A 15,762-nucleotide genomic window follows, 5' to 3' on the forward strand; every position below is an offset into this window, starting at 1 on the left:
TCAACTGTTTTTTTAGGAGTTAAAAATGAAAATAATATTAATTGGTGCCCCAGGAGCTGGCAAAGGAACTCAAGCTTCTTTCATAAAGGAAAAATATAACATCCCTCAAATATCTACAGGGGATATGCTCCGAGCCGCAGTAAAAAGTAAAACAAATTTAGGCCTGAGGGCTGAAGATTTTATGAATCAAGGCCAGTTAGTTCCTGACAACCTAATAATTGATTTAGTTAAACTTAGAATTAATGAGGATGACTGCAAAAATGGTTTTCTTCTTGATGGCTTTCCAAGAACAATTCCACAAGCTCAAGCAATGATAGATGCTAAAATCTCTATCGAGTACGTTATAGAAGTCGCTGTTCCAGACAATGAAATCATTAATAGACTCACAGGCAGAAGAATTCACCCTGCATCTGGCAGAATTTATCATATAACTCACAACCCACCAGCAAAAGATGGTATCGATGATGTAACAGGAGAGCAACTCATTATCCGTGATGATGACAAAGAAAGTACAATTATCAAGAGACTCAAAACCTATCATGAGCAAACAGAACCACTTGTTAATTTTTATTCAAATTTAGCAAAAAAAGATTCATCGAAGATACTTAATTTTATTTCAATTGATGGAGTAGATAAGCCTGATAATATAAATTCAACAATTGCAAATAAATTAAAATAAATATGAAAGAAGACTATCCTTTTGAAGAAATAGAAAAAAATATTCAAAGTTATTGGGATATCAATCAATCATTTGAATCATCAGAAAATTCAAATAACAAAAAATACTATGTTTTATCCATGTTCCCCTACCCAAGTGGCAAGCTTCATATGGGTCATGTCAGAAATTACACAATTAGTGACGTAATTTCAAGATTTAAATTAATGAATGGGTTTAATGTTATGCAACCTATGGGATGGGATGCCTTTGGCCTACCTGCCGAAAATGCAGCGATTGAAAATAATACTGCGCCAGCAAAATGGACGTATCAAAATATCGAACATATGAGAGATCAACTCAAAGAACTCGGGCTGGCCGTTGATTGGCAAAGAGAAATTGCAACATGCTCTGTTGAATACTATAAGTGGGAGCAATGGCTTTTCTTAAAACTTTACAAACAGGATATGATTTATAAAAAAACATCAACTGTAAACTGGGACCCAGTTGACCAAACTGTTCTGGCCAATGAACAGGTAGTTGAAGGTAGAGGATGGAGATCAGGTGCTCTAATTGAAAGAAAAGAGATCCCACAATATTTCATGAGAATTACAAAATACGCAGACGATCTTCTTGATGGCCTTAAAGATTTAGATGATTGGCCAGACCAAGTCAAAACAATGCAAAAAAATTGGATTGGGAGAAGTGAAGGTTGTGAGATTGATTTTAAACTCGTCCATAATGGTGACCATTTAAAAGACAAGACTAACAGTATTAAAGTTTATACCACAAGACCTGATACTTTGATGGGAGCATCATTTTTAGCGATTGCCCCAGAACATAAATTATGTCAAATGATTGATGATGTTACAGTGCAATCATTTATCAAAAAGCTAAGTAATAGTGTTTCAGAAGCCGATATAGCTACAGCGGAAAAGGTAGGAATTTTTACTGGCCTATTCGCCTTGCACCCCATTTCAAACAAAAAAATACCTATTTGGATTGCAAATTATGTCTTAGCTGGATACGGTGAGGGTGCAATTATGGCTGTTCCTGCTCACGACGAAAGAGACTTTGAGTTTGCAAATAGATATAATTTAAGCGTCATACAGGTTATAAAAAATAATTCAGAACATGATGAATTACCTTATATAGGTAAAGGAACATTGATCAATTCAGATGAATTTAATGGGCTTGAGAGCTCGAGTGCCCAAGAAATTATTACAAAAAAAATTGAGTCCATAAAGCAAGGTAAGGGGAAAATACAATACCGCATAAGAGACTGGGGTATTTCGAGGCAACGATATTGGGGCTGTCCAATTCCCATGATTTATTGTGAAAAATGTGGAGACGTTCCAGCCGACGAAAAAGATCTTCCCATTGAGTTACCAGAAAATATTAGAATTGATGCTCAAGGATCGCCTCTAAAAAAACTAAAAGATTTTACAGAGTGTAATTGCCCAACCTGCGGTGCAAAAGCGAAAAGAGAAACCGATACCCTGGATACTTTTTTTGAATCTTCTTGGTATTTTGCAAGGTATGCAAGTTTTAATCAATCTGATGCAATGCTTGATAAACGTGCAAAATATTGGCTGCCAGTAGATTATTATGTTGGTGGTATTGAGCATGCAATCTTGCATCTTCTATACGCACGGTTTTTCAATAGAATTTTATTTGATATGAAATTAGTTAGCACAAGTGAGCCATTTAAAAAATTATTAACGCAAGGGATGGTTCTTAAGGACGGTACTAAGATGTCAAAATCAAAGGGCAACACTGTTGACCCTAATGAATTGATAAAAAAATATGGTGCTGATACAGCCAGACTATTCATAATGTTTGCTGCCCCAGCAGAACAAAGCTTAGAATGGTCAGATAAGGGTATTGAAGGCACTCATCGATTCCTAAAAAAACTTTGGTCATTGACCTTAATCCACCAGAATAATAATAAAGATTTAGGTAGTATAAGTGAAAAAGAAATAACCAATCTACGTTATAAACTTCACTCAACGATAGAAAAGGTAACAGATGACTTAACTAGACGTAATAGCTTTAATACAGCCATATCTTCAATTATGGAGCTAATTAATACTTACACAAAGTCACTTGATATGAGAACGATATCATTTAAATTAAGGCAAGAGATGTTTGAGAATGTGATATTGATGTTGAATCCATTCGTACCTCATATTTCAAAAGCATTATGGGAGGCTCTTCATCCTGAAAAACTAATCGAAAAATCACAATGGCCAAAAGTTGATAAGAATGCTCTAATCCAAGATGAAATTTCAATTGTGCTTCAGGTAAACGGTAAGTTGAGAGCAGATATGCTAATATCAATTGAAGATTTAGAAAGTGAAATTAAAAATAAAGCACTTTCTCAAGAAAATATAAAAAAGTACACCGATAACAATGAAATAATAAAAATTATCTATGTTAAAAATAAATTAGTAAACATTGTGGTGAAAAATTAATTATGCAAATTTTTCTTAAAAAATTATCTATCATCGGGCTTATCTTAATCATAAGCGCATGTGGCTTTCAACTAAGAGGTGATATCCAAGCAAATTTTAATTCTATTTCAATTTCAGGAGGGACATCAGGTTTCAATAAAACTCTCCAACGCAAATTTAGACAAGCTGGAATCACTATAGCAAGCGCTTCTGAAGCAGAAAAAATTGTAGAAATAGTTGAAAATAAATTTACTAAAACGATTTTAACCTTGACGGGAACAGGTGCGGTAAGTGAATACCAATTAGATTATAATGTAACCTATCGATTCAAAAATAAGGGAGGTGCATGGAACCTGCCTGTAACGATTGAAGCTACAAGAACCTATACTTACGATGATGCAGATATTCTAGCTAAAGATGAAGAAGAAAAAAGGCTTTTATCAGGTATGGAAGATCAGTTAATTAAAACAATGGCTACCCAAATTTCACTCTCAAAATAAAATGCTAGTAAAATTTGCGCCTAAAAATATACTTTCTGACCTTAGAGAAAATAAAAAAAATTGTTTGGTGATTGTTGGCAAAGAACCAATACAAATTTGTACTGTAAAAGACGAGATCAATAAGTCTTGTCAAAATGATTCAATAGATAAAATTCTAATAAAAGTTGAAAATGCCATTGATCTTAATCAGCTTGATCACACGTTTAATAATCAGTCACTTTTTAGCTCACAAATAATTTATGAATTTGAAGTGTCTGATGGAATCATCAAAAAAGAAATTAAGGAATATATTCTAAAAAAAATTAGTGAGCATATAAACAGCTATTTTATTTTCTATTTTAAAAAAGATTTTAAGGAGTTCAGAAAGCAGAATTGGTATGAGATTCTCAAAGGCTTAAGTCTAATAATTATTGCTGACGAACCTAATACTGAACAAATCATGCAAGCAATAAAAGATAGAGCTCACTTTCATCAAGTGAAGCTTACAAATGAAGCAAAAAAACTTCTTACCAATTATTCAATGGGCAATCTAATGCAAGCTGAAAATGATATAAAAAAATTAAAATTAATCTATGACAAGCAAGAAGTTAATGAATCAATGCTTTTAAGTCTTATCACTAACGGCTCAAAATATGATGGGTTTAATTTTATCGAACATTGTATCAATGGAGACATAAAAAAAACAAATGAGGCAGCCCTATACTTAAGAGAAGAAGGTGTTCAGCCCTTAATGATTAATGGCTTATTCGCTTGGTTTTTCAAAGCTGTTTCTAGGATTAAGTTATCAAGTAATCAATCTATTAACTCAAATGTCTTAATGAAATTAAGAATATTTGGTGCTTCTCAGAATTTAGCTACGCAAACAATTAGATCATTAACTTCAAAACAAGTAGTAGCTTGTTTAAATAAAATTCAGGAGATAGACCAAATCGGAAAGGGTATCAAAATGGGAGACCCTTGGTTAGAAATAAATAGATTTTCAATGGGAATAGCAAAAATGATGAATAGAGGAATAAATTTAAAAAATGGATAAATATATTCAAAATATTGGAGCTAATGCAAGAAATGCTAGTCATAAACTTTCTTATGTGACAACGAATCAAAAGAATGATTTTCTTGAAATTTTAGCAATGTCTATTCAAGATAATCAAGAAAATATAATTAAAGCTAATTCTTTAGATCTTTTAGAGGCTAATAAAGGAAATTTTGATGAAGCCTTTATTGATAGGATGACGTTATCTCAATCTAACATTGAAGGTATGTGTAATGGAATATTACAAGTAAAAGACCTGGAAGACCTAATTGGCAAAGTAATCAATAGAAAAAAAAGGCCTAGTGGGATAGAGGTCTGTCAGATGAGAGTCCCGATAGGTGTGGTTGGCATGATTTACGAATCAAGACCCAATGTAACAATTGATTCGGCTTCATTAGCTATCAAAGCAGGTAATGCCATTATTTTAAGAGGTGGTAGTGAAACAATTAATTCTAATAAATATCTAGGGAAATTAATTACTAAAGCACTTATAAAGTCGGGATTGCCTGAAAAAGCTGTACAAATTATTGAATCTACAGACAGAATGTTAGTTGACAGCCTGATTAAGATGGATGAATTTGTTGATGTCATTATCCCTAGAGGGGGTAAAAGCCTTATCCAGAAGATAACTGATAGCGCAACGATACCTGTGATTAAACACTTAGATGGGAATTGTCATATTTATGTGGATGAGTTTGCAGATATTGATAAAGCAGTTTCTATCGTAGACAATTCAAAAACTCAAAGGCTAGGAACATGCAATACGCTTGAGTCACTTGTTGTATCATCAAAAATGGCTGAAGAGTTTCTTCCTAGAATTTATGAAATATTTGTTCAAAAAAATATCGAAATCCGCGGGTGCAAAAGAACAAAAGATATTATTGATGAAATTAGACTTGCCACTGATCAGGATTACTTTGAAGAATATCTTGGTCCGTATATTTCATGTATTGTTGTCGACTCTCTTGAGGAGGGAATAAATCATATCAATAAATATTCATCTAAGCATACTGAAGCAATAATTACGGATAACGAAGCTAATGGTCTTGAATTTATTAGATCGATAGATTCATCCAGTGTCATGATAAATGCCTCAACAAGATTTGCTGATGGTTTTGAATACGGCCTAGGGGCAGAAATTGGTATCTCAACAGATAAGATTCATGCAAGAGGGCCGGTTGGACTTGAGGGGTTAACATCTCTAAAATATATTGTATTTGGTCAAGGTGAAATTAGATCATAATTTAAAATCGATGCCTCTCGTTGGATTGTTTGGTGGGGCATATGATCCCATTCATAATGGTCACTTAATGATTGCCGATAGCTTGATCAATAAGTTAAAACTTGATCAATTTTTTTTCATACCCACCGGAATATCAGTAACGGATAAAAATCTAACATCAGTAGATCACAGATTAAATATGATCAGACTTGCTCTAACAAATAGCAAGTTAAATGTGTCCACATATGAGACAGACAATAGCCTTAACGCGAAAAAATCATATACAATTGATACGCTAAAATACTTCTTTGAAAACAATAATGCCATTAATTTTTTTATCATGGGGAGTGATAATTTCTTAAAAATTAATACATGGAAAAACTGGGAGAAACTTCTTAATTACGCACATATTATTTTAGTTGATAGGCAGATTTCAAGTCTGTCTTTTATTAATGATAGTGAAATAAGAGAATTTCTTGAGCAACATGAAGAAGAGAATTTTAGTAATTTAAAGCTTAAAAGAAACGGTTATATTTATAAATACCAAATAGATTATATTGATATAGCCTCTTCAGAAATAAGAGAAAGAATCCACCAAGGTAAAGAAGTGAGAAATATTATGCCGGAGAAAATTAAAAGATATATAGCTGCTAATAATCTCTATAAATCATTTGGCCAGGTTACATAATTTTTTAAATTTTCAGGTTTTCGGTCTGGACTGTATGGGATGGTAGCAATAAGAGGCTGCTTGATTCTTTGTCTCAATGAAGAAATATTTGCATCAACCTCCAACATATTATTTTCTAAAATATTCGCCACCCATCCAAAGATTTTTTGTCCTCTTTTTAATATTGCTTCTATAGTTAAAAGACTATGGTTTATACAACCTAATTTAATACCTATGACAACAATAATTGGAATATTAAGTTCGTCGACTAAATCAGCTATAGAGGTGCTCTCGCCCAACGGAACTAGGTATCCCCCTGCTCCCTCAATCAAAAGATAATCTGTCCTACTTTTTAAAGTTGCTGCATGCATTTTTATTTTTTTAAAATCTATTTCAATATTATATTTTTGAGCGGCAATATGTGGAGCTATAGGCTCATCAAATGAATATGTATTAATCTCCCCTACTTTAAATTTTAAGGATGATTCATATTGTAGTAAATTTACATCTTCATTGGTAGTTTCGCCCTTTTTTATATCAACGCCTGCGGCAATTGGTTTCATACCTATAACTTTTTTATGATGGAATTTAATAAATTGCATTAAAATACAAGTCACAAAAGTTTTACCTATACCTGTGTCCGTTCCTGTAATAAAAAAAGTATTATTCATGTTTTATTTCGAATGTTTTGAAGTTTTGATTTTTATTCATATTCCAAGCATGCCCATAAATTACTTCATATGTTGCAGGAAGTAATCCAGACTTTTTATATTTTTCATATTCTGCAGCCATTCTTTTAAAGTAATCTCTGCCTCTAAGGCCTCTCATTTGAAAAGCATTTGAGCTTGTGGCGCCTATACTTTTAATATCTAGAAATAATTTTTCAACATTACTATAAGTAAGCGTATATTCATTTGAATCTAAAACGGGGTCAGAAAAACCATTTGACACTAACATATCCCCTATTTGATGCATATCGGTAAAACTATTCACGGTATTATTTTGTGATAGTTTTTTATTGATTGCTGATAGTTCAGTTAATGTTTTAGGGCCAAATGTACTGAAAATAAATAGCCCGCCATAGTTTAAAATTTCTTTAATCCCTAAAAATGTTTTATTTAAATCATTACACCATTGGAGAGAACTTGAAGTCCAAACCAAGTCTATTAAATTTTTTTTAATTGGTAAATGCTCAATATCTCCACAAATATATGAGATATTATTCTTTCCTAGTAATTTATTTAACCCTAAAAAGTCTTTTTCTTTAGATTTAGCAGTCATCAACATTCTTTCTGAAAAATCGTAATTAATAATATTCTTATTCTTATAAATATTTTTAAAACCTGCATTATTTTCACCTGTTCCTGAACCTAAATCTAAAATAAAATTTGGTGCTATCTTAATAAGTGACAGACGATCAAATAAATCTAATGAGATTTGTTTTTGTAGAACTGAATAATCATCATATGTCATTGCAGCTCGATTAAATGCTATTCTTTTTATTTTTTTATTGATCATTTTGTAAGAATTTTTTAACTGATTCAGTCATTATTTCCCTATGGCTTATAAATGGCATATGGTTAGCTCCTTTTATCTCTTTTAATGTAGCTCCCTTAATTTTTTCATATAGCCAGATAGACGACTTTGAACTTGTAAGTCTATCCTTATCTCCTACAATTATTAATGTGGGCTTATCAATTTTTTGTACTTCATTTCTAAGGTCAGTCTCCTTTAAAACATTAAGCGCGAGCTGCATGCCACTCTTATTTTCATCTTTTAATTCAATAAATTCATTTTTTAAAAATCTCATCACATTTTTTGAATCATCAATATCTCTTGTTTGAATTAAAAAAAATTTCATAAGGGTATTATTTAAATTTTGCTTTGCTTCCATTTCAAAATTTGAAAAAAATTGTTTATTTACACCGTAAGGCCAATCTTTTTTTTCAACAAAACATGGTGTTGTAGACATTAAAATTAATTTTTCAACAAATTCAGGCATTCTAATTGCCAAGTTCATGGCAACTTGCCCTCCTAATGACCATCCTAGAATACTGCACTTCTTTATTGGCACATTAGCTTTTATCTCTTTTGCTAAATTATCTAATGTATATGGCGATATAGATGAACTACCTCCCATGCCAGGAAGATCAACTACATAGACTGAAGTAAAAAACTTTAATTCATCTACCAAAGAAATCCATATTTTACTATTTACTCCCCAACCATGAATCATTAAAAGAGGCTCTCCCCTACCCCCTAGATAATTAATTTTCATTTTCAATTATTTTATTTATGGCTTGAGCTAATTTTTTGATATCCCCTTTGGAATGAAGGGCTGAAATTGAAACTCTCAAGCGTGCACTTTCTTTAGGAACAGTCGGAGGTCTTATAGCTGGGACGTAGAAACCTAATTCAATAAGAAGGTTAGAAATCTTTATTATCTTCTTATCATCTCCAATAACTAGTGGCTGAATCGGCGTAATAGAGTCTACTAAAAGATTTTTATGATTGATTAGCCTTCTAAATAAATATATATGGTCATTTACTTTCCTTCTCAGTGAGTGGTTTTTCTTAATAATGTCAAATGATCGTTTGATGCCATACATAAGTGCAGGTTGCTCAGCTGTTGTATAGATATATGTTCTAGACTTATTTATAACAAGATCAACAATTTTTTTATTGGCGCATACTAGGGCTCCCGAAACACCTACAGCTTTGCTAAGAGTTAATGTATAGATAATCCTATCTTTTGCAATCTTCTTAATTGAATCCTTTTGTTCATAATGCTCCAATACTCCCTGACCACTTTTTCCCAAAACCCCATAACCATGCGCATCGTCAATATATAAATATGCATCATATTTTTTAGCTAATTTTACTAATTCAGGAATGTTTGCTATATCGCCATCCATACTAAATACGCCATCAGTAACAATAAACTTCTTCTTTTTTGTTTTGCTTTTTTTTAGATGATTTTCTAATGCGGCCATATCATTATGTGGAAACCGAATAAATTTCCCCCTACTTAAAATACAGGCATCGTTAAGTGAGGCATGATTAAGTTTATCCGCATAAATAAATGAATCTTTTTCTGCAATTGTTGTGATTATCCCTAAATTTGCAAGATAGCCAGATGAAAATAATATTGATGATGCGAACCCTATATTATTTTTTGTAATTTTTTCTATATTTTGATGGGCTTCTGTATGACCTGAAACAAGATGGGAGCTACTTCCGCCATTCCCATATTTATTAATCCCACTAATAATAGCTTTTTTAATTGAGCTGTTTTGGGATAAGCCTAAATAATCATTACTTGCAAAATTAATTAACCAACGTCCATTTATTTTAATTTGATTTTTTTTTCTTTCGCTAACAACAACTCTTTTTCTGAAAAGTGATCTTTTTTTTAAATCTTTAAGAAAGGAGTCAATTTCATCCAGCAGAATCATTTATATAGGCTTTATGTCTAAACGCTTAAATAATTGCTGATCTTTTTCAACATCTGGGTTTCCTGTCGTTAAAAGCTCCTCACCATAAAAAATTGAGTTGGCTCCTGCAAAAAAAGCTAATGCTTGGATACCATCGCTCATACTCTCTCTTCCCGCAGAAAGCCTTACAAAACTTTTGGGCATAGAGATTCTTGCGATTGCTATCATCCTGATAAACTCAAATTGATCAAGCTCGGATGCATCTATCAGAGGGGTACCTTCAACTTTGGTTAATAAATTAATAGGCACACTCTCAGGGGGAACATTCATATTTGCAAGTTGGTAAATAAGATTAATACGATCTTCTCTTGACTCACCCATACCAACAATACCGCCGCAGCAAACATTAATGTCTGCATCTCTCACCCTGCTCAATGTGTCAAGTCTATCTTGGTATGTCCTAGTTGTAATAATATCTCCATAATATTCTGGGGAGGTATCCAAATTATGGTTATAGTAATCTAAGCCTGCCTCCTTTAACCTTTCTGCTTGACCATCTTTTAGCATACCTAAAGTTGCACATGTTTCTAAGCCAAGGGACTTAACCTCGGAAATCATCTCTTCAACTAAACCGATATCTTTTTCTTTAGGGCCTCTCCATGCGGCTCCCATACAAAATCTCGAAGCACCTGCATCTTTAGCCTGTTTTGCTGCCGAAATTACATCCTTTATATTCATAATTGGCTCATTATCAACCGTCGTATCGTACCTTGCCGACTGGGGGCAATAGCCACAATCTTCAGAACAGCCGCCCGTTTTAATTGATAATAAAGTGCTAAGCTGAACCTTATTGGGATTAAAATTATTTCTGTGAACTTGATGAGCTTGGAATAACAAATCATTAAATGGTTGATCAAATAAGCCTTGAATGGCTACTTTTTTCCAAACTTCATTTTGAATTGTTTGTTTAGTTTTTTTGGGACTTATAAATGAAACAGTTTTTTCTTTTATCGCTGATTCTAATTTAGCCATTGTAAATCCTATATACTTTTAACATACTTATTATAGATGAATTGTTAAGTTTTTTTATATTTTTTATTAACAACTGTATAAATTTTAATCATATGTTTAATTTAATTCTTTTTGAGCCAGAAATACCGCCTAATACTGGAAATATAATTCGTCTTTGTGCTAACACGGGCTCAAAGCTTCATCTGATAAAACCATACGCGTTTGACCTAAGTAGTAAGAATTTACGAAGAGCAGGTTTAGATTACATAGACCTCTCTAATGTCGAAGAGCACGATTCTATCAACGACTGCTTTACAACTTTATACAAAACAAGGTTTTTTGCTGTGACAACAAAAGCTACGTCTTTGTATACAAATTTCAGCTATCAGAAGAATGATTCTTTTATATTTGGACCTGAAACAAGAGGCCTGCCTCATGAGATACTAAATTCGGATGAAATTGATGAGAAAATTAGGATTCCAATGGTCAAAAATAATAGAAGTTTAAATCTATCCAATAGTGTGGGGATTGTTGTATATGAGGCATGGCGCCAATTAAATTTTAAAAATGGAAGTTGAACGTTGTTACTCTTGCGTGATTGGTCGTTGAATTAAATCTAAAACAGCCTCTTTAGCTGACTTTTCTTGAAAAAGAACATTATTAACTTCATTGGTAATGGGCATATCAATATTAAGTAAAGATGCACGATTAGATACCTCTTTGGCTGTATAGACACCTTCAGCAACATGACCTAAGCCATCTAAAATAGATTGAAGTGATTCTCCCTTAGCCAGTCTTAAACCAACTTCACGATTTCTCGAATATTCACCTGTGCATGTCAGGACCAGATCACCCATCCCAGATAATCCTGAGAATGTCTCTGGGTTTGAACCTACCTTTAAACCAAATCTCTTTATCTCGCTAAGTCCTCTTGTGATTAAGGCCGCACGTGCATTATTACCAAAACCCATTCCATCAGAAATCCCAGCGGCAATAGCAATTACATTTTTTAGTGCCCCTCCAACACAAACACCTGCAATATCTGAGCTAATGTAAGATCGCATATTATTATGATGAAAAAGAGGTGCAATTTTTTTTGAAAAATCTTCATTATTTGTCGCAATTGTGACAGCAGTAGGAAGACCTCTTATAAGCTCTGCTGCAAAACTTGGTCCAGATAAAACTCCACAGCTTCTTGAATCATAATTTGAACTTGAAAATTCGTCATTAATAACTTCAAATGGGAGGTTTGCTGAAGAGGCTTCAAGCCCCTTATTGGCCCATAAAATTGGGGCCTCAGAGCCTATACTTTTTAAATCTTTTAATGCTTTCCTAAACCCTGCAGTTGGTATTGCAGACAGAATAAAATCGCAATTTAATACCGCATCCTTAAAATTATCATTCAATGACAATAAATCAGGAAACTTAAAATCTCCAAGATATTTTGGATTTGATTTTGATTTTTTCATACCAGAGATATGGCCTGCATCCCTTGCCCATAATGTCACAGAAGTATTTCTTGCCAGATGAATAGCGAGTGCAGTTCCCCACGCACCAGCCCCCAATACACAAACCTTCACCCTATAAGCCCCATACTTCTCTAGCATTTACGAAGCCTATTAGGCCTTCTATTTGCGTTTTTACCTGTGCCCAATTACCAAAAAGGATTGGGGAATTAAGTTTTAAAACCACGAATTTTTCCACATTGGCTAACTTATGGCTCTTTTCATTTGCTTGATTAAAAATCACTGCATCATCTTTTGTAATTAGGACAGTTCTTTCTTTATGTGTATATCTCGACTCTATCCAGCTAATTTTACCGTTGTGATCTTTAACTTTTTTCCAATCTTTGAGGCTGACAAGAACTTCAAGGGGGTAGCCTTCCGTTACAATATACATTTTTTCTGTTGTTTTAGACGGTCCCTCAAATAAAACAGCTTGCTTTACATTCACTGAAATAAAGTCAGCATGGACAAAAAAACTAATTGCAATAAGAGAAAAAAATATTACGAACCTATAAAGTTTTTCAACCAAACTAATTAGCCCTTTTGGCAGCTCCCGCATCTTTCTCTTTTTGCTGCATGTACATCGTTTCAAAATTAATCGGATTAAGAAGTACAGGTGAAAAGCCAGCTTTGGTAACTAAATCTGAAATAGCCTCTCTGGCATAAGGGAATAATATATTGGGGCATGTAATAGCTAAAACCATCTCCATTCCATCTTCTGGAACATTTAATATTTTAAAGATGCCTGACTGGGTAACTTCAACCAGAAATGCAGTTTCTTCAGATTGTTTTGATGTTACCGTAACTTGCAAACTAACTTCATAATAGCCATCTGATAAAGGTTTTGCGGCGTTATTGAGTTCAACAGAAATCTGAGGCGCCTCTCTGTTAGTGAAAATTTCAGGGGAATTAGGTATCTCGACAGAGACATCTTTTAGAAACAGCTTTTCGATGCCAAAGCCTGGCCCTTGGTTTTTTGATTCAGATGTTTCAGTTTTTGTTGAAGCTTTTTTCTTTGTTTTTTTATCTTCGGCCATGTTTTTTCCTAACTTTAATTTAAATTCAAATTTGTATAACCCACATTCTATCCCCTAAACATAGAATAATAAATATTTGCTTTTACATAATTCAATCTTCAAGGATAAGTTTGTCTAGATTTCCATCGTTATTAATTGATCTTAATTGCTCAAAGCCTCCTATATGCTGATCGCCTATGAAGATTTGAGGCACAGTCTTCTCACCTGTAATTTTTATCATTTCATCCATATGAGAAGGATTTTCATCAACCATAATTTTTTTAATTTTTTTAATTCCTTTGTTAAGGAGCAGTTTTTCCGCATTCACACAATATGGGCAAAACTGAGAACTGTACATAAGAATTTCTTTCATAAATTAAATTCACTTAATATAAGATAATTAAATAGTAATGAATTGGTATTATAATTGATGTGTCAAATAAAAATAAATTCATTCCAATAATTAATTAAATGAAAAAAAATACTTTATTGCTGCTCATTCTTGATGGTTTTGGTCACAGCAGTGACAAAGAATATAATGCAATTTTCTCTGCGAATACACCAAATTGGGATCACTTACTCAAAACTTATCCTAATAGCCTAATCAATGCATCAGAATCATTTGTCGGCCTACCTGAAGGCCAAATGGGAAATTCAGAAGTAGGTCATTTATGTATAGGTGCTGGAAGAGTTATTGACCAAGACTTAGATAGAATTAATAAATCAATAAAAGATGAGAGTTTTTTCTCAAATGATATATTAATTCCTGGATTAGAAAAAATTTCACAAAACAACAATGCCTTGCACATCTTAGGACTTCTATCTGATGGAGGTGTTCATAGCCACATAGATCATATTCTTGCTTTAATAAAATTAGCAAAGAAACAAAATGTTAAGCATGTATTTATTCATGCCATCCTCGATGGTCGCGATACTCCCCCTAAATCTGCCTCAAAATATATAAAAAAACTGGAAGATTTTTGTAAAAAGATAAATCTTGGTGAAATTAAAACAGTTTCCGGACGGTTTTATGCTATGGATAGAGATAATAGATGGGATAGAACGCATTTGGCGTACGATGCAATTACTTGTGCATCTTCACCACATACTGAATCCTCAGCTCAGCAAGCCCTCAAAGAGTCATATGCTAGAGGAAAGTCTGATGAATTCGTAACCCCCACACTTATAAAAAAATCAGAAAGTTATTCAGGAATTAGTGATGATGACATGGTAGTTTTCATGAATTTTAGATCTGACAGAGCTCGACAGTTAACAGATAGCATCCTCAATGAATCCTTTAAAGAATTTGAACGACCTTCAAGACCTCACAATATTAATTATTTAACATTGACGAGTCATGATGAAAAACAAAAAAAAGCTAAATGCATATTTAAACCAATTAATATAAAAAATTCTTTAGGTGAATATATTTCAGATCTAAATAAAACTCAACTTCGTATAGCTGAGACAGAAAAATATCCACACGTGACCTTTTTCTTTAATGGGGGTGTCGAAGAAAAATATAAAAACGAACAGAGAATCCTAGTTCCTTCACAAAACGTGGCTACGTATGATTTAAAGCCAGAAATGAGTGCATATGAAATTACAGAAAAACTACAAGAAGCTATCCTCTCCGAGAGCTATGATCTGATTGTCTGTAACTATGCTAATGGAGATATGGTAGGACATACTGGAAATTTAGAGGCAGCAATTAAAGCCATTGAGGTACTTGATAAATGCATCCATGAAATATATAAAGCAATAAAAAAAATAGGTGGTCAGATGATAATTACAGCAGACCATGGAAATGCAGAGGTAATGATGGATACTAAAAATCAACAAAAACATACTCAGCATACCGTGAATAAGGTGCCATTTGTTTATGTAGGGAGGGAAATAAAATCTATTAAGAATGGAGGACAGCTATCTGATATAGCACCAACTATCCTAGAGTTACTGGGTGAGAAAAAACCAAAAGAAATGACTGGAAAAAATTTAATTGAAATTATTTAAAAATATTCTGAACACACTCCTCATTATTATATTAGGCATTTCATCGTTAGCTCTTGTTGCCGGGGAAACTGATGACGCCAAAAGTAACTTAAATAAAATTCAAAAGCAAATCAATTCAATTGACAAACAAATTAAAAAAAATTCAAAAGTTAAAAAAGGGTTAAATAGATCATTAAAAAAACACGAAAAAGAAATTAGTGCCACAAAGAGAGAAATTTTTAAAGTAAAAAAGAAACAAAAAAATAACAAAAAA

Annotated in this window: 17 protein-coding genes; 8 read left to right on the forward strand and 9 right to left on the reverse strand. The window is 33.0% G+C overall.

What is annotated here, in order from left to right:
* Nucleotides 1–25: 25 nt before the first annotated feature.
* Genes adk through nadD form a run of 6 tightly spaced genes read left to right on the forward strand, consistent with a single transcriptional unit; the run spans nt 26 to nt 6,551 of the window.
* Nucleotides 26–679: an adenylate kinase gene (gene adk / locus K6112_02905; GenBank protein ID QZP18305.1), complete on the forward strand. Its 654-nt coding sequence runs from the start codon at nt 26–28 to the stop codon at nt 677–679.
* Nucleotides 680–681: 2 nt separating this feature from the next.
* On the forward strand, nt 682–3,129 hold the full coding sequence (gene leuS / locus K6112_02910; protein ID QZP18306.1) for a leucine--tRNA ligase: 2,448 nt from the start codon (nt 682–684) through the stop codon (nt 3,127–3,129).
* Between the two features lie 2 nt (nt 3,130–3,131).
* Nucleotides 3,132–3,608: a hypothetical protein gene (locus K6112_02915; GenBank protein QZP18307.1), complete on the forward strand. Its 477-nt coding sequence runs from the start codon at nt 3,132–3,134 to the stop codon at nt 3,606–3,608.
* Nucleotide 3,609: 1 nt separating this feature from the next.
* Nucleotides 3,610–4,641: a DNA polymerase III subunit delta gene (holA, locus tag K6112_02920; GenBank protein ID QZP18308.1), complete on the forward strand. Its 1,032-nt coding sequence runs from the start codon at nt 3,610–3,612 to the stop codon at nt 4,639–4,641.
* Entirely contained in the window at nt 4,634–5,884 is a 1,251-nt protein-coding gene (locus tag K6112_02925) for a glutamate-5-semialdehyde dehydrogenase (GenBank protein QZP18309.1), read from the forward strand. The genes holA and K6112_02925 overlap by 8 nt, the downstream gene beginning before the upstream one ends.
* Nucleotides 5,868–6,551, forward strand: a complete 684-nt coding sequence (gene nadD / locus K6112_02930) for a nicotinate (nicotinamide) nucleotide adenylyltransferase (GenBank protein QZP18310.1) — start codon at nt 5,868–5,870, stop codon at nt 6,549–6,551. Before K6112_02925 ends, nadD begins: the two co-directional genes overlap by 17 nt.
* Here nadD and bioD read toward each other — a convergent pair.
* The 5 genes from bioD to bioB are packed head-to-tail and all read right to left on the reverse strand — an operon-like array spanning nt 6,524 to nt 10,996.
* Nucleotides 6,524–7,201, reverse strand: coding sequence for a dethiobiotin synthase (gene bioD / locus K6112_02935; GenBank protein ID QZP18311.1), 678 nt, complete (start codon nt 7,199–7,201; stop codon nt 6,524–6,526). The genes nadD and bioD overlap by 28 nt on opposite strands.
* A complete protein-coding gene (bioC, locus tag K6112_02940) occupies nt 7,194–8,048 on the reverse strand; it encodes a malonyl-ACP O-methyltransferase BioC (protein ID QZP18312.1) in 855 nt (284 codons plus the stop codon). The genes bioD and bioC overlap by 8 nt, the downstream gene beginning before the upstream one ends.
* Complete coding sequence (locus K6112_02945) at nt 8,038–8,808, reverse strand: alpha/beta fold hydrolase (GenBank protein QZP18313.1); 771 nt, start codon at nt 8,806–8,808, stop codon at nt 8,038–8,040. Before K6112_02945 ends, bioC begins: the two co-directional genes overlap by 11 nt.
* Nucleotides 8,798–9,985: an 8-amino-7-oxononanoate synthase gene (locus K6112_02950; protein QZP18314.1), complete on the reverse strand. Its 1,188-nt coding sequence runs from the start codon at nt 9,983–9,985 to the stop codon at nt 8,798–8,800. The genes K6112_02945 and K6112_02950 overlap by 11 nt, the downstream gene beginning before the upstream one ends.
* Complete coding sequence (gene bioB / locus K6112_02955) at nt 9,986–10,996, reverse strand: biotin synthase BioB (GenBank protein QZP18315.1); 1,011 nt, start codon at nt 10,994–10,996, stop codon at nt 9,986–9,988.
* A gap of 92 nt (nt 10,997–11,088) precedes the next feature.
* Here bioB and trmL point away from each other — a divergent pair, with 92 nt between their 5' ends.
* A complete protein-coding gene (gene trmL, locus K6112_02960; GenBank protein QZP18316.1) occupies nt 11,089–11,553 on the forward strand; it encodes a tRNA (uridine(34)/cytosine(34)/5-carboxymethylaminomethyluridine(34)-2'-O)-methyltransferase TrmL in 465 nt (154 codons plus the stop codon).
* A gap of 6 nt (nt 11,554–11,559) precedes the next feature.
* Here the strand turns inward: trmL and K6112_02965 are convergent, their stop codons facing one another.
* The 4 genes from K6112_02965 to grxC form a co-directional block, all read right to left on the reverse strand.
* Entirely contained in the window at nt 11,560–12,582 is a 1,023-nt protein-coding gene (locus K6112_02965) for an NAD(P)-dependent glycerol-3-phosphate dehydrogenase (GenBank protein QZP18317.1), read from the reverse strand.
* The gene (locus K6112_02970) at nt 12,557–13,009 is read right to left on the reverse strand and encodes a hypothetical protein (GenBank protein QZP18318.1); all 453 of its coding nucleotides are present in this window, start codon (nt 13,007–13,009) and stop codon (nt 12,557–12,559) included. The genes K6112_02965 and K6112_02970 overlap by 26 nt, the downstream gene beginning before the upstream one ends.
* 1 nt (nt 13,010) lies before the next feature.
* A complete protein-coding gene (secB, locus tag K6112_02975) occupies nt 13,011–13,517 on the reverse strand; it encodes a protein-export chaperone SecB (GenBank protein QZP18319.1) in 507 nt (168 codons plus the stop codon).
* Between the two features lie 91 nt (nt 13,518–13,608).
* Entirely contained in the window at nt 13,609–13,869 is a 261-nt protein-coding gene (grxC, locus tag K6112_02980) for a glutaredoxin 3 (GenBank protein ID QZP18320.1), read from the reverse strand.
* A gap of 98 nt (nt 13,870–13,967) precedes the next feature.
* On the opposite strand from grxC, the gene gpmI reads away from it, so the two are divergent.
* On the forward strand, nt 13,968–15,509 hold the full coding sequence (gene gpmI / locus K6112_02985) for a 2,3-bisphosphoglycerate-independent phosphoglycerate mutase (protein QZP18321.1): 1,542 nt from the start codon (nt 13,968–13,970) through the stop codon (nt 15,507–15,509).
* Nucleotides 15,510–15,762: the final 253 nt, after the last annotated feature.

The sequence above is a fragment of the Methylophilales bacterium genome (assembly GCA_019823025.1).
In the GTDB taxonomy this organism is placed as follows: Bacteria; Pseudomonadota; Gammaproteobacteria; order Burkholderiales; family Methylophilaceae; genus BACL14.